This window comes from Bradyrhizobium sp. 14AA, assembly GCF_054185205.1.
The window spans coordinates 334,424-352,926 of record NZ_JAVAYM010000004.1 but is presented as its reverse complement, the minus strand read 5'-3'; the positions used below and the strand labels follow the sequence as shown (position 1 = coordinate 352,926).

Genomic DNA, 18,503 nt, shown 5'->3' with positions numbered 1-18,503 from the left:
CGGCGCGCCCAAGAACTGCCGGTCTGGCTACACCAATACAACTGGCACAGACCCCACGGTGGTATAGACTCCCAAACGCCGATCAGCAGGCTCGGTTTGTCCAAGGACAACCTCTTGAGGCTCCACACCTAGCGCGCAATTGCGCGCGGGGAGCCAGGACCCATTACCCCAAGAGTTCGTTGCCGCACGAGCTGACAACCACCAGCCTTCGCCAAACTACGCCCTGGGGTAATGGGTCCTGGATCAGCGCTTCGCTTGTCCAGGACGACGGAAGAAACGGGAACCGCCTTAGCTTCTAACGCTTATCACGCAGCCGCCGCACCTCGGCGGAACATCGAGGCTGCGGCGCATGATCGACGATCTCTGGTACAAGAACGGCGTGATCTACTGCCTCTCCGTCGGCTCCTACATGGATGCCAACGGTGACGGCGTCGGCGATTTCAAGGGGCTGCTCCGCCGGCTCGACTATCTGCACGGCCTCGGCATCACTACGATCTGGCTGATGCCGTTCCAGACCTCGCCGGGCCGCGACGACGGCTACGACATCGCCGATTATTACAGCGTCGATTCCCGCTACGGCACGCTCGGCGATTTCGTCGAGTTCGCCCATGGCTGCAAGCAGCGCGGCATCCGTATCATCATCGACCTCGTCGTCAACCACACCTCGGACCAGCACCAATGGTTCAAGGAGGCGCGGCGCGACAAGACCTCACCCTATCGCGATTGGTATGTGTGGTCCGACAAGAAGCCGGCCGGCGCCAACAAGGGCATGGTGTTTCCCGGCGTGCAGAAATCGACCTGGACGCGCGACAAGGAAGCGGGCGCGTATTATTTCCACCGCTTCTACGATTTCCAGCCCGATCTCAACACCTCGAACCCGCATGTGCAGGCCGAGATTTTGAAGATCATGGGCTTCTGGATCCAGCTCGGCGTCTCCGGCTTCCGCATGGACGCCGTGCCCTTCGTGATCGCGACCAAAGGCGCCAAGGTGAAGAAGCCGGTCGAGCAATACGACATGCTGCGCGCGTTCCGCGAATTCCTGCAATGGCGGCAGGGCGACGCCATCATCCTCGCGGAGGCCAACGTGCTGCCGGAAACCGACATGGAATATTTCGGCCGCGATGCCGACCGCATGCACATGATGTTCAACTTCCACGTCAACCAGCATCTGTTCTATGCGCTGGCGTCCGCCGATTCGCGCCCGCTGGCGAAAGCGCTGAAGGCGACCAGGCCGCGGCCGGCCACCGCGCAATGGGGCCTGTTCCTGCGCAATCACGACGAGCTCGATCTCGGCCGCCTGACCAAGGCGCAGCGCGACACCGTGTTCAAATGCTTCGGTCCCGACAAGGACATGCAGCTCTACGACCGCGGCATCCGCCGCCGCCTCGCACCGATGCTGGGCGGCGACCGCAGGCGGCTCGAGCTTGCCTACAGCCTGATGTGCACCCTGCCGGGAACGCCTGTCATTCGCTACGGCGACGAGATCGCGATGGGCGACGATCTCGCGCTGCCGGAGCGCAATTGCGCGCGCACGCCGATGCATTGGTCGACCGAGCCACATGGCGGCTTCACCAAGAGCAACAAGCCGGCATGCCCCGTCATCGACAAGGGGCCTTACGGCTACCAGCACGTCAACGTCGCAAAACAGCGGCGCGACGCCAACTCCATGCTGAACTGGACCGAGCGTATCGTGCGCATGCGCAAGGAGGTGCCGGAGGTCGGCTGGGGCGATTTCACGATCATTGCGACGCGTGACCCCGCCGTGTTCATCATGCGCTACGACTGGCGCAACAATTCGGTGCTGTTCGTACACAATCTCGACGAGAAGCCGCGCGAGACCGCGTTCGCAACGGGGCTGGCCGGCGATGCCGGCGCGCACCTGATCAATCTGCTCGCGGAAGACCACAGCCACGCCGACAAGCGCGGCCAGCACCGCGTCGTGCTGGAGCCTTATGGGTATCGCTGGTACCGCGTCGGCGGACTGGACTATCTGTTGAAGCGGAGTGACATCGACGAAACTACGGTGCGGGCGAAGAAGCGTGCGAGGTAGGTGCAACGTCGTCCTGGCGAAAGCCAGGACCACCGCGCGAGCGCTTGCGCTCGTCGCGATTACCCCAAAGCATCGTTGTCGCGCCCAGTCGGTAACCACGAGTCTTCGCCAAACCACTCCCTGTGGCAATGGGTCCTGGATCTGCGCTTCGCTTGTCCAGGACGACGTTGGAGAATGACGCCGTCGGTTCACCCCCCATTTTAGGGCGGCGCGACGATCACGCCCTCATTGCCGCGCAGATCCAGCACGCCTTCCAGCCGCTCGCCCTCCCGATCCAGAAACGTCGACAGCAGGATCTCGCTGCCGAAACGGATCGCGCTGGTGGTCACCGCGAGCGGGTCGGGACCGAGATTGAGCGCCACGATCAGCGCCCTGCCCGCGGCCTCGCGGCGATAGATCAGGAGATCGCCTTGCGCCGCGATCGGACGGTAGTCGCCCGCGACCAGCGGCGGCAAACTCTTCCGCAACACGATCAGCCGCTTGTACAGGCTGAGGATCGAGCGCGGATCGGCTTCGAGGTCGACGACGTTGATGCCGATGCGATCTTCGGGCAGCGGCAGCCACGGCCTCACCTCGGAGAAGCCGGCAAAATTCGAGGAGTCCCACTGCATCGGCGTGCGGCAGCCGTCGCGCCCGACGCCGATGCCGGGCACGTTCTTCTCGAAGGGATCGCGCACGTCCTCGGGCGCGATCGCGAGCTGATGCATGCCGATCTCGTCGCCGTAATAGAGCGTCGGCGTGCCGCGCAAGGTCAGCAGCAGCATGGCGGCGACGCGAGCCTGCTCGGGGCCGACGCGGCTCGCGACGCGCGGGCGATCGTGATTGCCGAGCACCCAGTTCGGCCACGCGCCCTTCGGCAGCGCCTTCTCGTAGTCCTCGACGATTGTCTCGATCGAGCGAGCGCTCCAGAAGGTCGAGAGCAGCGCGAAATTGAACGGCATCTGCGCGCCGGTGAGGTCGTTGCCGTAATAGGCCATCAGACGGTGCAGCGGCAGATAGATCTCGCCGATCAGCACGCGCGCGCGATACGCATCGGTGACGCGGCGCATCTCGGCGATCACATCGTGCACCTCCGGCTGATCGGTGGAGTATTGCGTCATGATCCTTTCGTTCGGCGGCCGTCCCTCGACGTAGTGCGGATTGGGCGGGTTGTCGCGAAATTCGGCATCCTTGATCAGGTGCCAGATCACGTCGACGCGAAAGCCATCGACGCCCTTCTCCAGCCAGAACCGCATCACGTCGTAGATCGCGGCGCGGACATCGGGGTTGCGCCAGTTCAGGTCAGGCTGCTGGGCGAGGAAGGCGTGGTAGTAATGTTGCCCCGTCGTCTCGTCGAAAGCCCACGCGCTGCCGCCGAACTCGGACAGCCAGTTGTTCGGGGCGCTGCCGTCGGGCTTCGGATCGCGCCAGACGTACCAGTCGCGTTTGGAATTGTCGCGCGAGGCGCGGCTCTCGAGAAACCAGGGATGCTGGTCGGAGGTATGGTTCGGCACGAGATCGAGGATCAGCTTCAGGCCGTTGTCATGCGCGGCACTGAGCAGCGCATCGAAGTCTTCCATCGTGCCGAATAGCGGCTCGATGCCGTTGTAGTCGGAGATGTCGTAGCCGAAATCGGCCATCGGCGAGGGAAAGATCGGCGACAACCAGATCGCATCGACCCCGAGCGATTTCACGTAAGGCAGCCGCCGCAGGATGCCGGCGAGATCGCCGACGCCGTCGCCATCGGAGTCCTGAAACGAGCGCGGGTAGATTTGATAGAAAATGCCGTCGCGCCACCAGTTTTCATCGTTTTGAGCCAAGATGTCCCCCGAATGCGCTTCGCGCGGAAAGCAACGCGGAACCGCGCCAAGAGTTCGCGCAACGGTTCACATAAAAGTTCCCGCAGAGGATTCAGACCAGCAAGGCTTTGGGACGGCTGTGTGACGGGCACGGCGGCAAGGGCGTCGCTCGGGGCCGCATAGTGCCGATTCTGCCCGGAAACGCCGCAATTTCGGGCCGTTGCGGCCTTCGTTCCGGCCTTTGGCCACCGCGATGCCGGTGGAACCTTGGTTCCGAGGGACGAAACCACTGGAGGGACCCATGAGGTCACGCATCACACTGTGCTCGCTCGCCTTCGCTCTCGCTGCCCTGCCGCTCTCGGCCGGACTATCCCCGGCCTTCGCCAAACCGACCGTCGAGGTTGCCTTCGTGCTCGATACCACGGGCTCGATGGCAAAATTGATCGACGGCGCCAAGCGCAAGATCTGGTCGATCGCCACGACCATCGTCGATTCCAATCCGGACGCCGATATTCGCATGGGCCTCGTCGCCTATCGCGATATCGGCGACGACTACGTGACGTCGAAGATCGAGCTGACCCGCGACATCCAGGATCTCTACGCCAATCTGCTGGAGCTGAAGGCGCGCGGTGGCGGCGACTGGCCGGAAAGCGTCAACGAGGCGCTCGACGTCGCCGTCAACAAGCTGCAATGGACGCCGGGCAGCGATGTCAGGCACATCGTCTTCCTGGTCGGCGACGCACCGCCGCACATGGACTACGCGCAGGACACCAAATACCCGAGGACGCTGGCGGTCGCCAGGCAGAAGGATATCATCGTCAACGCCGTGCTCGCCGGCGATGCCCGGGATACCGAGCGGGTGTGGCGCGACATCGCGCAGATCGGGCAAGGCCGCTTCATCCCGATTCCGCAGGATGGCGGTCAGGTCGTGATCATCGAGACCCCGTACGACCAGGACATCATCATCCTGCAGCAGCAGCTCAACGGCACCGTGATTCCTTATGGCCCGCGCGAGCGGCAGAAGCACACCGAGCTGAAGATGCGGCAGTCGGCCAGCATCGCGGCATCCGCACCGTCAACGGCCACCGACATGGCGAGCTATATCAACAAGCGATCCGCGGCGACTTCGGAAGCCGTCACCGGCGGCGGCGATCTCGTCGCCGACGCCGCCAAGGGCACGACCAGCGTGTCCTCCGTCGCGGACGCCGACCTGCCCGAGAACCTGCGCGCCATGAAACCCGAGCAGCGCGAGGCCGAGGTTGCCAAGCAGGTCGAGCAGCGCAAGGTTTTGAACGAGAAGCTCGCTACGCTGGTCGGAAAGCGTGACAAATACATCGCCGACCAAGCGATGAAGTCACCCAAGACGTCGTCCTTCGACGGCGTCGTGCAGGAGACGCTGAAGGCGCAGATCAAGCGATAGCCGCGGCGCCCGGGGGACGCTCGGAACGACCGTTCCCCGGGGAACGCGCACGAATCTTTTGCTTGGCGACATGGCAAAAATCGGCATTGTGGCGCCATGACCGAGCAAAACGATACACAAGCCAAGGCCGGCGCGATCATCGTCCCCGTGACGCTGTTCGAGCAGAATTGCACCATCATCTGGGACGAGCCGTCCAAGAGGGCCGTGGTGATCGATCCCGGCGGCGACGTGCCGAAGATTCTCGAGGCGATCAAGCAGACCGGCGTCACCGTGGAAAAAATCTGGCTGACCCACGGCCATATCGACCATGTCGGCGGCGCGGCCGACTTGCGCGAAGCGCTGAAGGTGCCGATCGAGGGACCGCATCAAGCGGACAAGTTCCTGCTCGACAACGTGGTCGAAAGCGGCGCGCGCTTCGGCATGACGGGGGTCCGCAATTTCGCGCCGGACCGCTGGCTCGAGGAGGGCGACAGCGTGTCGATCGGCGGCCTGTCGTTCGACATTTTCCACTGCCCCGGCCACTCGCCCGGCAGCGTGGTGTTCTTCAACAAGGAACTGCGCTTCGCCCATGTCGGCGACGTCTTGTTTGCAGGCTCGGTCGGGCGCACCGATCTGCCCGGCGGCAGTCATGCGACGCTGATCAACTCGATCAAGACAAAACTGCTGCCGCTCGGCGACGATGTCGGCTTCATCTGCGGCCATGGCGCCGGCTCGAGCATCGGCCAGGAGCGGATGACCAATCCGTTCATCACCGGCGAGATGTAAGGACTTTATTGCTTGCGCATGATCTGATCGGAAAACCGCTTCACACTTTGCGCTAGCGCGGCCCTTCGGGTCCGGATCATGCGCTACTCCGCGGCCTCGGCGAGCACGGGCTCGCCGAGGTGACGCTCGCCCCATTGCCGGATCGCGGCCACGACGGGCACGAAACTCTTACCCTTCCGCGTCAGGCGATACTCGACCTTCGGCGGCACCTCGCCAAAGTCCTTGCGATCGATGAGACCGCTCTCGGTCAGCGCCTTCAATTCGCGGCTGAGCACGCGCGGGGTGATCTCGGCGCTCCCCTCGGCTCCGCGCAGCAGGCCGCTCCTGATCTCGCCGTAGCGGCGCGGACCGTCCTTGAGGTCCCAGACGATACGCAGCTTGTACTTGCCGCTGATCATCTTCTGAAATGCCGCGACCGGACAGGCGCGCGCAGGAATTGCCTTCGCCATGTCATCTCCTCCATTTGGACATTGAGGATAGGAGCGACAGCGAAAAAGTCCATACTATCAATTTTGTCCATACTTGCAGGATCGCCCGCAAGCCGCAGATGATGGTGCACATGACGAACAGGGAGCGTCACATGAAGCACTTCATGATCAGATACGAGTTCAGGAACGGCACGACGGAAGCCTGGCACCAGGAGATCAGCCGCTTCATCAAGGCGATCGACGGCGATCCGGAGCTCAAGGGGCGGATCCTCTATCGCGTCCTGAAGAACCGCGACGACGGCCACTATTTCCATCTCGCCAGCGCCGCCGACGATGCAGCGCAGAAAGCGCTGCAATCGCGCGACTTCTTCAGGGCTTATCAGGAGATGACGCGGAAGGTCGCCGGCGGCGAGGTGACGGTGACGCCGATCGAGTGGATCGATCAGACGGGGTAGCTGCTGCTAGAAAATTCCGCTGTCGTCCCGGCGAAGGCCGGGACGACAGCGGCGCTACTTCATCAATCCCGCGGCGGTCAGCGCGCGCGTGATGATCTGGCCGAGATCGAAGCCGCGAGCCTCCTCACGCTTCGGCTCGACCGGCGCTTCGGCGACGGCCGAGCGGATCGAGCGGGCAAGATGCGGTGCGGGCGTCAGCGCCGACTTCGTTGCAGACCTCGCATCCGCCTTTGCCGCGTCCGGAATCCAGCCGGTCAGGCCGAAGAACTTTGCGATGTGATAGGACGAGGAAATGCCCGCCTCGATCAGGAACGCGCCTTCGGCGCCGTAGCGCTGGTCGTTGTCGGCAAGGCCGAGCGGCGTGCCGTGCGCCATGTCGGTGATGGCGTAGAACTCCACCAGCGTCTCGCCGTCCTTGTTCCACCAGGCTTGGCGCGGATAGCCGTCGACATTGGTCTCGGCCATCGGCACGTCAGGCAGGTCGTGCAAATCGAGCCATTGCTTGACGATCTCGTTGGCATTGCCGGGATTGACGGTGCGATCGGCGCTGCCGTGCCACACCGAGACCTTTGGCCAGGGCCCGCGATAATCAGTAGCCCGCCGCACGAAATCGCCGAGCTCGCGCGCGGGGCGCGCCGGGGAATGGAACATGCCGTCCAGCGCCTCGCGCAGATTCGAGGCGATGCCATAGGGCAATCCTGCGATGACCGCGCCGGCGGCGAAGATCTCGGGATAGGTCGCGAGCATCACCGACGTCATGCCGCCGCCCGCGGACAGGCCGGTGATGAAGATGCGCCTGGGATCGATCCGGTGCGTCGCCGCCATGTGCGCGATCATCTCGCGGATCGAATGCGCTTCGCCGCTGTCCCGCGCGATGTCTTCCGGGCTGAACCAGTTGAAGCAGGTGTTGCCGTTGTTGACGCGCTGCTGCTCGGGCATCAACAGCGCGAAGCCATAGTGCTTCGCGAGCGTCGACCAGCCGGCACCGAGATCGTAGCCAGCTGCCGTCTGCCCGCAGCCATGCAGTACGACGACGAGCGCGCGCGGCTTCTGCAGTTGCGCCGGCACGAACGCGAACATGCGCAGGGCGCCGGGATTGTCGCCGAAGTCCGTGACCTTCTCCAACGGACTGGGCGCATCCGCGCTTCGGCCGAACTCGGCAAAGCGCAGACCGTCCAGCCCGGGCAGGCGTCTCAACAAATCGACATTTCTGGCTAACGACACGGAAATTTCCTGGTGGGCGGCTTTCAACGTTTACCCAGACCAGATAGTTGCTGCACCGCAAAATGAAAAGACCGTGTGCTGTCGGCATGTCCAAAAACGCTGGGAATCCCGCAGAAATCCGCACGTATTAACCGCGGTGCCTCAACTTCGTGCAGATGCGTGACGCATCCACGACAGAAATGCGGCGCAGATCATGATTAACGTCGCAAACAGCGCGAGCGAGGCGAGGAACCCTGCGCGCGCTGATTGCAACGATTCGATTGCAAAGAACACCGCGCCGATTGCGGCCACTCCGGCCGCATTTCCGATCTGCGCCGTCGTGCCGTACATGCCGGAGGCAGAGCCTGCAGCGACGGGCTTCACGGTCGAGAGCACTGCGCCGGAGAGCGGTGCCATCACGAGACCCTGACCGTAGCCGAAGATGCCCATGGTCAGCGCGAGCGCAACCGGCGCCGGCGCATCGACATAGAACGCCAGAAGCACGAGCGCCGCGAGGCCCGCGATCTGCAACGCGCAGCCTTCGATCAGCACCTTGGTGCCGCGATGCCGCGCCCGCACGCCGCTATGGCGCGAGGCCACGACGAATGCGACGGCAAGTGGAATGGAGGCCATGCCGGCTGCGAGCGGCGGGATCTTCAGGCCGCGCTGCATGAACAGCGTCATGACAAGATAGAATGAGAGATTGGCGAGGAAGAAAAAGAAGGCCGCGCCGAGCCCGCGCAGGAACGCGGCATCTGCCAGCAATGTCAGATCGATCAGCGGCATGCCGCCGGCACGCGCCACTGCGTGTTCGAGCTTCAGGAACGCGGCGAGGATGGCACCGCCGGTCGCCATCACGGCCCACAGCCACGGCGCCCAGCCGACATCGTGGCCGAACAGCAGCGGCCCGATCAGGCACAGCAGTCCGGCGAACAGAACCACGCTGCCCTTGATGTCGAGCCTGGTCCCGGCCCGTCGCGGCACCGACGGCATGATGCGCCAGGCGGCGGCGGCGATCACGAGGCCGCAGGGCACGTTGACGAAGAACACCGAGCGCCAGCCGGTCCCGGCGAGATCGAGCGTGACGAGAAGACCGCCGAGCAGGAAGCCCGCGGCGCCCGCAAGGCCGAGCACGATGCCGTAGATGGCGAAGGCGCGGCTGCGTGACTCGTTGGTGAAGAGCAGATGCAGCGTCGCCAGCACCTGCGGCACCATCAGCGCCGCGGTCGCGCCCTGCGCCAGCCGCGCGACGATCAGCTCCGCGCCCGATTGCGCCAGGCCGCACCAGAACGAGGTCAGGGTGAAACCGAGCACGCCGGCGAGGAAGACGGTTTTGGTGCCGTGGATGTCGCCGAGCCGACCGCCGGTGACAACCAGCGTCGCATAGGCGATCAAATAGATCGCGATGACGGATTCGATCTGCGCCGGCGAGGCCTTCAAATCGACCGCGATGGTGGGAATGGCGACGTTCACGATGAAGGCGTCGACGCCGAACATGAACTGCGCTGCGACGACGATCGCCAGCACCCACCAGCGGCGGGTCGAATCGATCGGCTTTGTGACGGTTTGATGCATTTTCGCGCGAACCCCAGGCGAATTATTTGCGCGCAAAACTCGCAGATCGCCGTCATCCGCGCGATTACCTCGGAGGTAGGACTTGTTCTCCTCTTGCCGCATTGGCCCGATTGCTGCATGTCGATTCCCGCTGGTTTTGCGGGCTCGGAAGTCTCGATGTACGACTACGACATGGTGGTGATCGGCTCGGGCCCGTCGGGGCGCCGGGCTGCAGTACAATGCGCCAAGCTCGGCAAGGCCGTGCTGGTGGTGGAGAAAGGCCGGCGCGTAGGCGGCGTCTCCGTCCACACCGGCACGATCCCCTCAAAGACCCTGCGTGAGACCGTGCTGAACCTGTCGGGCTGGCGCGAGCGCGGCTTCTACGGCCGCTCCTACCGCGTCAAGCAGGACATCGCGGCAAGCGATTTGATGACCCGGCTCCAGAAGACGCTCGACCACGAGGTCGAGGTTCTGGAGCATCAGTTCAGCCGCAATCTGGTGCGCACCGCCAATGGCGAGGCGCGCCTCGTCTCGCCGCACGAGGTCGAGATCACCAGCACCATCGGCGAGACCAAGGTGGTGTCGGCCGCCTTCATCCTGATCGCCTGCGGCACGCGCCCGTTCCGGCCCGATTACGTGCCGTTCGACGGCGCGACCGTGCTCGACAGCGACGAGATCATCGAGCTGCCGAAGCTGCCGCGAAGCCTTGCCGTGATCGGCGCCGGCGTCATCGGCGTCGAATATGCCACCATCTTCAGCGCGCTCGACGTGCCCGTGACGCTGATCGAGCCGCGGCCGACCTTCCTCGATTTCATCGACAAGGAACTGATCGACGAGTTCATGCACGAATTGCGCGACCGCAATGTCGCGCTGCGGCTCGGCTCCAAGGTGACGTCGATCGAGAGGTCCGCGCAGGGCAGCATCGTCACGCATCTGTCGGACGGCCGGCACGTCACCACGGAGATGCTGCTGTTCGCGGCCGGCCGCGTCGGCGCCACCGACCGGCTCAACCTCGAGGCCGCCGGCATCGCCGTCGACCATCGCGGGCGCATCACGGTCGATCCCGTGACCTTGCAGACCAGCGTGCCGCATATCTACGCCGCCGGCGACGTCATCGGCTTTCCGAGCCTTGCCTCGACCTCGATGGAGCAGGGCCGCGTCGCCGCCTGCCATGCGCTCGGCATGGAGCCGCTGGCGCCGCCGGAGTTCTTTCCCTACGGCATCTATTCGGTGCCGGAGATCTCGACGGCCGGCCTGACGGAGGAAGAAGTGCGGACGCGCGGCATTCCCTATGAGGTCGGCATCGCGCGCTTCCGCGAAACCTCGCGCGGCCACATCATGGGGCTGAACAGCGGCATGATGAAGATGATCTTCTCGACCAGGACGCGCCGCCTGCTCGGCGTGCACATCCTAGGCGAAGGCGCCACCGAGCTGATCCATATCGGCCAGGCCGTGCTGAACCTCAAAGGCACCATCGACTATTTCATCCAGAACACGTTCAACTATCCGACGCTGGCGGAGGCCTACAAGATTGCCGGCCTCGATGCGTGGAACAGGATGACCCGGTAGAGGAGAGTCGCCGCACTCACTTCTCGTCATGCCCGGGCTTGTCCCGGGCATCCACGTTCTTGGTACCGCGACGAAGGTCGTGGATGGCCGGGACATAGGCGAGCTGAAGCGACGCCGTCCTTCGGACGGCTATGCCCGGCCATGACGGGTGTGGGAGCGACTGCACGCAAGAATCGAGAGCAGTGGAAAAGAGCAGTCTTCGCCACGCATGCCTGCATTCCGTCGCGCGGGACATCGCGCGATTGCGTTCGCTTCGACCAGCACGTAGCCTCAGCGTCTCAACAAACAGAAAATCGAAGCCGGAGAGAACGCCATGGCGCGCCTGAAGTTCGGAGCCTTTCTTGCCCCGCATCACCCGATCGGGGAGCATCCGATGCTCCAGTTCCGGCGCGATCTCGACCTGGTCGAGCAGCTCGATGCGCTCGGCTATGACGAGTTCTGGTGCGGCGAGCATCACTCGTCCGGCTGGGAGATGATCGCCTCACCCGAGATGTTTCTGGCCGCGGCCGGCGAACGCACCAAGCGGATCAAGCTCGGCACCGGCGTGGTTTCGTTGCCCTATCACCATCCCTACAACGTCGCCCAGCGCATGGTGCAGCTCGACCACATGACCGGCGGCCGCGCCATTTTCGGCTCCGGCCCGGGTGCGCTGGCCTCGGACGCCCACACGCTCGGCATCGACCCGATGACGCAGCGCGACCGCCAGGACGAGGCGATCGGCGTGATCCGCCGCCTCTTCAGCGGCGAGCGCGTCACGGCGAAGAGCGACTGGTTCACCATGAACGACGCCGCGCTGCAGATTCTCCCCTTGCAGGAGGAGATGCCGTTCGTGGTGGCCTCGCAGATCTCGCCTTCCGGCATGACGCTCGCCGGCAAATACGGCATCGGCATCATCTCGCTGGGATCGATGACGACGCAGGGCCTGATGTCGTTGCAACAGCAATGGCAGTTCGCCGAGGACGCCGCGAAAAAGCACGGCACCATTGTGAGCCGCGCCGACTGGCGCGTGCTGCTGACCTTTCACATCGCCGAGACCCGCGAGCAGGCGCGCCGCGAAGCCGGCGCCGGGCTGATGCGCTGGCACAATGAATATAATGTCGGCACGTTGCAGCGGCCCGGCCTCACCGCCTTCGCCTCGCCCGACGAGGCCGTGGACAAGACCGCCTTTGTCGAGGGCGCCGCCTCCGTCATCGGTACGCCCGACGATCTCGTCAAGATGATCAAGAACGTGATGCAGGTGTCCGGCGGCGTCGGCGCCATCATCGGCTTCGTGCACGACTGGGCCAATCCGGAAAACACGCGCCGGAGCTGGGACATGGTGGCGCGCTATGTCGTGCCCGAGATCAACGGCTACATCGACGGCCTGCGCAAGTCGCAAAAATTCGTGATCGAGAACCGCGCGATCTTCGAACGCGCCGGCCAGGCCGTGATGGCCAAGATCATGGAGAACGAGAAGGCCGCCGAGGCGCTGAAGGTCACCGGCGCCGGCCGCGTCGCCATTCCCGCCGTCAACGCGCCGGATCTGCAGAAGGAAGCCGCGAAGCGGTAGGCCCAGCCCTCTCTACGCGTCGTCCCGGCGAAAGCCGGGACGAGGGTATGTATCGCGATTTTGTGCGCAAGACGACCGCAGCTCATCGCGGTCGGATCGTGCTATGTTCGCGGAGCTTGCCAACCGGAGCAATCGTGATGTCGATGCAGAATGTGGCCGCCCCTGCGCTTCCGTTCACCCCGCCCAGGCGCAACGAGCTGACCCACATCCCCGGCGACGAGGGCTGGCCGATCATCGGCAAGACGTTTCAGGTGCTCGCCGACCCCAAGGGACACATCGAGGCCAACGGCGCCAAATATGGCCCGGTCTATCGCACGCACTTTTTTGGCGAGACCAATGTCGTGCTGCTCGGGCCCGAGGCCAACGAGCTCGTGCTGTTCGACCAGCAGAAGCTGTTCTCCTCCACGCACGGCTGGAACAAGGTGCTCGGCCTGCTATTTCCGCGCGGATTGATGCTGCTCGATTTCGACGAGCATCGGCTGCATCGCAAGGCGCTGTCGGTCGCGTTCAAATCCGGGCCGATGAAATCCTATCTCAGCGATCTCGACCGCGGCATCGCGGCCCGGGTCGCGCAGTGGAAGGCGAAGCCGGGCGAGATGCAGCTCTATCCGGCGATGAAGCAGCTCACGCTGGATCTGGCCGCCGCATCTTTCCTCGGCGCCGATATCGGACCGGAGGTCGACGAGATCAACCGCGCCTTCGTCGACATGGTCGCCGCCGCCGTCGCGCCGATCCGCCGTCCCCTGCCCGGCACCCAGATGGCGGCCGGCGTCAGGGGACGCAAACGCATTGTCGCCTATTTTCGCGAGCAGATCCCGCTCCGTCGCGGCAATCACGGTGGCGATGATTTGTTCTCGCAGCTCTGCCGCGCCACCCATGAGGACGGCGCGCTCTTGTCAGAGCAGGACATCATCGACCACATGAGCTTCCTGATGATGGCGGCGCACGACACGCTGACCTCGTCGCTGACCTCCTTCATCGGCGAGCTCGCTGCCAATCCGGACTGGCAGGACAGGCTGCGCGCGGAGGTGCTCGCGCTCGGGCTTGCCGCCGGTGCGCCGAGCAGCTTCGACGATCTCGAGAAGATGCCGCTGTCGGAGATGGCGTTCAAGGAGGCGCTGCGGATCAAGCCGCCGGTGCCCTCGATGCCGCGCCGCGCGATGCGCGATTTCACCTTCAAGGGATTTACGATTCCTGCCGGCACCGCGATCGGCGTCAATCCGCTCTACACCCACCACATGAAGGACATCTGGCCGGAGCCGGATCGCTTCGATCCCTTGCGCTTCACCGAAGAGGCGCAGCGCAACCGCCACCGCTTCGCCTTCGTGCCGTTCGGCGGCGGCGCGCATATGTGCCTCGGCCTGCACTTCGCCTACATGCAGGCCAAATGCTTCGCGCGGCACTTCCTGCAAAACATCGAGGTGTCGCTGGAGCCGGGCTACAAGCCGGACTGGCAGATGTGGCCGATCCCGAAGCCGAAGGACGGGCTGCGGGTGCGGGTGAAGGCGGTTTGAGAGCCGCTTCGTAGGGTGGGTTAGCCGAAGGCGTAACCCACCGCTTCTGTCACCGCGGACACCAAAGAGGTGGATTACGCCTTCGGCTAATCCACCCTACGGCTTCGCTCCTCGCAATGACGGCAACCCGGTCTTGTAGGGCGGGCGAAGGCGCGGAGCGCCGTGCCCACGATTTCTCGCGATGAAAAGAGGTGGGCACGGCGCGCGAAGGGCGCGCCTTTGCCCACCCTACGGCTCCGCCGCTGTAGCTCCTACGCCCCCTGATCAAACGCCTTGCGCAGGGCGACGTAGCCCTGCTGCTGCTGGCTCCAGTTGCGGCCGCCGGTCATGGCGCCGTCGATGACGAGGTCGTGGCCGTTGATGAAGCTGGATTCGTCGCTCGCCAGGAACACCGCGGCATGGGCGATGTCATCAGGGAGGCCGGCGCGGGGGATCGGCTGCGCGGTCTTGTAGACCTCGCGCATCACCGCCGGGGTCTTCTCCGCCGCATCGGTCGAGAGCCCGAGCGCCTTGCCGAAGATGCCAGTCGCGATCGCGCCGGGCGAGATCGAATTGACGCGCACATTGGACTCGCCGAGCTCCATCGCCACGCATCTGGTGAGATGGATCACCGCCGCCTTGGCCGCGCCATAGACCATGGACGAGGAGTAGCCGGCGAGACGGCCGGCGATGCTGCCGTTGTTGATGATACTGCCGGCCCCCTGCTTCTTCATGATGGGCGCGGCGTGCTTCATCCCGAGCATGACGCTGCGTACCAGCGTCGCCATCGCCGCGTCGAAGCGCTCGACCTCGAGGCCTTCGATGCCGCCGGTCTGCGCCGGGCCACCGGCATTGTTGAACAGGCAGTCGATCCGCCCGAACTTGTCCACCGCGAGCGCGATCAGCGCCTGCATCTGGTCTTCGACCGTCACGTCGGTCTGGCGGAAGATGCAATGAACCCCGAGCTGCTTCGCCAGCGCCTCGCCTTCCGGTATGCGCCGTCCCGCGATCACAATTTTGGCACCTTCGGCAACGAAGACTTCAGCAGTGCGCAATCCGATCCCGCTCGTTGCGCCCGTAATCACCGCAACCTTGCCGTCCAGCCTGCCCATGGAATGTCCCTGTTTTCGAACCCTTTGACGCCAATTGGCGAATACCGATCGATGACGGCGCCACGACAGTCGGCACCGCGACGGTCACTATTCCTGCCGGCTCCCGACAAGGCAAGCTTTGCTTGCGCTGGTGACATGCGTAACATTCCTGGCGACCGCTCGATTTTCGGACGCGTATCGCAACCGGGCTGCGCATGGGGAAGCTGATCGACGAATTCCGCAAGGGCTGGCAGGGCGTGGCACCGCCATCGCTGGGTTTGAGCCTCGCCTTCGCGGTCGCCTGCCTGCTGGTTGCGACGCTGGCGCGCTGGGGTCTCGCGCAGGTACGGCCGGACGTCTACTTCACCCCGTACTTTCCGGCCGTGTTCTTTGCCGCAGCGTTCGGAGGCTTTCGCATCGGCATCATCACGGCGCTGGTCGGCGGCGTGCTCGGCGTCGTCGTGAATTTCAGCGATGCCATGGCCGACCACGCCCGATTTGCGCTGCTGGCGCTTTACTGGGCCGTGAGCGCACTGACCATCTGGGGAGTCGAGCATTATCGCACCATGCTGGCGGAGCAGCGCCGGATCTCCAAACGCCTGATCGAGGAAGAAGACTATCGCAAGCTGCTGGTGGACGAGCTCCAGCACCGGCTGAAGAATAAGCTGTCGACGGTGCATGCCGTGGTGCATCAGGTGCTGCATGACCAGCCCCAGGTCTGGGCCCGGGTCGATCCGCGGCTGCGATCGCTGGCCGCGACCGACGATTTGATCTCGCGGGTCGACAAGGCCGGCTGCGACATCCGCGATCTCTTGATCTCGGAGCTCGGCCCCTACGGCCATGTCCGCTTCACCCTCAATGGCGAGCGGCTGTTCCTGCCGCCGAAACTCGCGGTCACGCTGTCATTGATGTTTCACGAGCTCGCCACCAATGCGGGCAAATACGGCGCCTTCTCCGCGCCGCGCGGTCTCCTGCAAGTGTCATGGACCGTCAGCGACGACCGCCTGACCATCACCTGGGACGAGACCGAGGGGCCGACCGTCGACAAGGTGTCCGAGCCCGGCTTCGGCACCAAGCTGCTGAAATCCGCACTTACGGCCTTCGACGGCAGGTCCGACATTTCGTATCTGAAGACCGGGCTGCATTGCATCATGCAATGCCGTATCCCCCGCAGCGAATAGAAGCGCACTCAAAGCGAAAGCCGATCCGCGCGCTCCGCTCGCGGTTTCGCATGCAGCATTGACCCTCTGTTAATGACGATCGGCGGCGCGCGTCGCATCGTCGCAAAACACCCCCGTATTTCTCCGTACCCCTTAACCAAACTTAAGAGGGAACTGCGCATGATCGCGTGCATTGCAGGCGCGCTGAACAACAAGATTCATGGCTTCTATGAACGACAACAGATATTCCGGCGCGAGCGAGGCCGAACTCGGTTTTCTCAAGGAAATCGTTAGAATGCTGCCGGCCGGCCTGACCGTGCAGGATGTGCATGGCGAGCTTTTGCTGGTTAACGATGCCGCGGCCGCCCAGCTCGGCATGGACGGCAGCCGTCCCTCGCCCGATCTGGCGCCGCGCCGCGAAGCCTGCCGGCAGGCGCTGAGCGCCGGCCGGCCCGTCGTCACCGAGGAAGCCCTTCACGACGGCACCGCGCGCCAGGTGCTGCTGACGACCCATCGTCCCGTCCGCCTCGCCGGACGCGAGCTGCTGATCTCGGCATCTTCCGACATCACCGAGCAGAAGAATTTCGAGGATCAGCTGTTCCGCTCGGCCTATTTCGACGAGCTGACCGGATTGCCTTCGCGGCGGGTGATCGAGCATCGCGCCACCAGCCTGCTCGCGCGCGACGGCAAGGGCGAACGTTTCGCGCTGGCCTTTCTCGACGTCGACAATTTCAAGCACATCAACGACTATTACGGCCACGCCGTCGGCGACGCGCTGCTGGTGGAGCTGTCGAAGCGGCTCGGACGCGACCTGCGCGATTCGGACATGCTGTCGCGCATCTCCGGCGACGAATTCCTGCTGCTGCTCTCCCCGATCCAGAGTCAGGAGGAGGTCGCCGAATTCATGCAGTCGACGCTGGAGCGGCTGACGGCGCCGTTCTTCATCGACCATTCGGAGCTTTTCGCCTCCACCTCCGTCGGCGTCAGCCTCTATCCGGATCACGGACGCAGCTTCGAGACGCTGCGCCAGAATGCCGACATCGCGATGTACCGCATCAAGAACGACGGCAAGGGATCGGCGGCCTTCTTCGATTCCAGCATGGAGCGCGAGGCGCTGGCGCGGACCAAGATCGAGCAGTCGTTGCGGCTCGCCATCCTGGAAAAGCGATTCTGCTGCGCCTTCCAGTCCAAGGTCGACATCAGGACCCAGGCGGTGAAGGGCATCGAGGCGCTGGTGCGCTTGCGCGACGACGAAGGCGTGATCCAGGCGCCGGGCTCGTTCATCAATCTTGCCAGCGAGCTCGGGCTGATCGACGAGCTGACCCATCTCGTGCTCGCCGAGATCGTCAAGTCGATCGACCTGATCAACGAGACGTTCGGCGTCGAGGCGACCATCAGCATCAACGTCGCGGCCAAGCAGGCCGGCAACCCCGAATTCATGCGCAGCTTTGCAAAGGCGCTCGACGACACTGGCTTTCCGCAGCGCTTCATGATCGAGGTGACCGAGGACGCCTTCGTCGCCAAGAATCATTTCCAGGACGAGATCCTGCCGATGTTCCGCAAGCTCGGCGTCGGCATCTCGATCGATGATTTCGGCACCGGCTATTCCTCGCTCTCGGCGCTGGCCGACATCACCGCCGACGAGATCAAGATCGATCGCTCCTTCATCACCGACATTCATAAGCGCCCGCGCAGCCAGGGCATCCTGCGCGCGATCGAATCCCTGAGCGAAGCGCTCGGCATGACCGTGATCGCCGAAGGCCTCGAATCCTACGAGGAGCTCGCCTATCTCCAGGCCGCGACCAAGATCCGCTACGCGCAGGGCTATTACTTCTCGCGCCCGATCTTCCTGGAGGAGCTGAAGCTCGCAACCCCCGCCTCCAGCGAGTCCCGCGCCAGCGTCGCGAGCCGCCCGATGCAGCAGAACCGCCAGGGCTATTCGCGGGCGAGCGGATATCGAAGGTAGGCCTCCGACGTCGTCCCGGCGA

General features: G+C 64.2%; 14 protein-coding genes and 1 pseudogene. 10 read left to right on the top strand and 5 right to left on the bottom strand.

Annotated elements, in window-relative coordinates; all coding sequences use genetic code 11:
• Both RAD15_RS11645 and RAD15_RS11640 read left to right on the top strand, forming a co-directional pair.
• Window positions 1–132: pseudogene (locus RAD15_RS11645) on the top strand (IS481 family transposase); the annotation flags it as partial.
• Between the two features lie 217 nt (window positions 133–349).
• Window positions 350–2,050 (top strand): alpha-amylase family protein, encoded by a 1,701-nt coding sequence (locus RAD15_RS11640; RefSeq protein ID WP_458177383.1) that lies wholly within the window; start codon window positions 350–352, stop codon window positions 2,048–2,050.
• 200 nt (window positions 2,051–2,250) lie between these two features.
• On the opposite strand, the gene RAD15_RS11635 is transcribed toward RAD15_RS11640, so the two are convergent.
• Window positions 2,251–3,849: an alpha-amylase family glycosyl hydrolase gene (locus tag RAD15_RS11635; protein WP_458177381.1), complete on the bottom strand. Its 1,599-nt coding sequence runs from the start codon at window positions 3,847–3,849 to the stop codon at window positions 2,251–2,253.
• 280 nt (window positions 3,850–4,129) lie between these two features.
• Between RAD15_RS11635 and RAD15_RS11630 the strand changes: the two genes are divergently transcribed.
• Both RAD15_RS11630 and RAD15_RS11625 read left to right on the top strand, forming a co-directional pair.
• A complete protein-coding gene (locus RAD15_RS11630; protein ID WP_458177379.1) occupies window positions 4,130–5,248 on the top strand; it encodes a vWA domain-containing protein in 1,119 nt (372 codons plus the stop codon).
• A 96-nt stretch (window positions 5,249–5,344) separates the two neighbouring features.
• Complete coding sequence (locus tag RAD15_RS11625) at window positions 5,345–6,013, top strand: MBL fold metallo-hydrolase (protein ID WP_458177377.1); 669 nt, start codon at window positions 5,345–5,347, stop codon at window positions 6,011–6,013.
• Window positions 6,014–6,096: 83 nt separating this feature from the next.
• On the opposite strand, the gene RAD15_RS11620 is transcribed toward RAD15_RS11625, so the two are convergent.
• Complete coding sequence (locus RAD15_RS11620; protein ID WP_458177375.1) at window positions 6,097–6,462, bottom strand: winged helix-turn-helix transcriptional regulator; 366 nt, start codon at window positions 6,460–6,462, stop codon at window positions 6,097–6,099.
• Between the two features lie 131 nt (window positions 6,463–6,593).
• Between RAD15_RS11620 and RAD15_RS11615 the strand changes: the two genes are divergently transcribed.
• Entirely contained in the window at window positions 6,594–6,896 is a 303-nt protein-coding gene (locus tag RAD15_RS11615) for a hypothetical protein (RefSeq protein WP_458177373.1), read from the top strand.
• 54 nt (window positions 6,897–6,950) lie between these two features.
• On the opposite strand, the gene RAD15_RS11610 is transcribed toward RAD15_RS11615, so the two are convergent.
• Both RAD15_RS11610 and RAD15_RS11605 read right to left on the bottom strand, forming a co-directional pair.
• Window positions 6,951–8,120 (bottom strand): extracellular catalytic domain type 1 short-chain-length polyhydroxyalkanoate depolymerase, encoded by a 1,170-nt coding sequence (locus RAD15_RS11610; RefSeq protein WP_458177371.1) that lies wholly within the window; start codon window positions 8,118–8,120, stop codon window positions 6,951–6,953.
• 141 nt (window positions 8,121–8,261) lie between these two features.
• On the bottom strand, window positions 8,262–9,674 hold the full coding sequence (locus tag RAD15_RS11605) for an MFS transporter (RefSeq protein WP_458177369.1): 1,413 nt from the start codon (window positions 9,672–9,674) through the stop codon (window positions 8,262–8,264).
• Between the two features lie 156 nt (window positions 9,675–9,830).
• Between RAD15_RS11605 and sthA the strand changes: the two genes are divergently transcribed.
• The 3 genes from sthA to RAD15_RS11590 all read left to right on the top strand — a co-directional run bounded on the left by sthA (window position 9,831) and on the right by RAD15_RS11590 (window position 14,285).
• Window positions 9,831–11,222 carry a Si-specific NAD(P)(+) transhydrogenase gene (gene sthA / locus RAD15_RS11600; RefSeq protein WP_458177409.1) on the top strand — a complete coding sequence of 464 codons (1,392 nt, stop codon included), beginning with the start codon at window positions 9,831–9,833 and terminating at the stop codon, window positions 11,220–11,222.
• Between the two features lie 313 nt (window positions 11,223–11,535).
• Window positions 11,536–12,771 carry an LLM class flavin-dependent oxidoreductase gene (locus RAD15_RS11595; RefSeq protein WP_458177367.1) on the top strand — a complete coding sequence of 412 codons (1,236 nt, stop codon included), beginning with the start codon at window positions 11,536–11,538 and terminating at the stop codon, window positions 12,769–12,771.
• A gap of 137 nt (window positions 12,772–12,908) precedes the next feature.
• Window positions 12,909–14,285, top strand: a complete 1,377-nt coding sequence (locus RAD15_RS11590; protein WP_458177365.1) for a cytochrome P450 — start codon at window positions 12,909–12,911, stop codon at window positions 14,283–14,285.
• A 251-nt stretch (window positions 14,286–14,536) separates the two neighbouring features.
• On the opposite strand, the gene RAD15_RS11585 is transcribed toward RAD15_RS11590, so the two are convergent.
• Window positions 14,537–15,376, bottom strand: coding sequence for an SDR family NAD(P)-dependent oxidoreductase (locus tag RAD15_RS11585; RefSeq protein ID WP_458177363.1), 840 nt, complete (start codon window positions 15,374–15,376; stop codon window positions 14,537–14,539).
• A 194-nt stretch (window positions 15,377–15,570) separates the two neighbouring features.
• Here RAD15_RS11585 and RAD15_RS11580 point away from each other — a divergent pair, with 194 nt between their 5' ends.
• Both RAD15_RS11580 and RAD15_RS11575 read left to right on the top strand, forming a co-directional pair.
• A complete protein-coding gene (locus RAD15_RS11580) occupies window positions 15,571–16,536 on the top strand; it encodes a sensor histidine kinase (protein ID WP_458177361.1) in 966 nt (321 codons plus the stop codon).
• A gap of 208 nt (window positions 16,537–16,744) precedes the next feature.
• Window positions 16,745–18,481 carry a putative bifunctional diguanylate cyclase/phosphodiesterase gene (locus RAD15_RS11575; RefSeq protein ID WP_458177359.1) on the top strand — a complete coding sequence of 579 codons (1,737 nt, stop codon included), beginning with the start codon at window positions 16,745–16,747 and terminating at the stop codon, window positions 18,479–18,481.
• Window positions 18,482–18,503 lie beyond the last annotated feature (22 nt).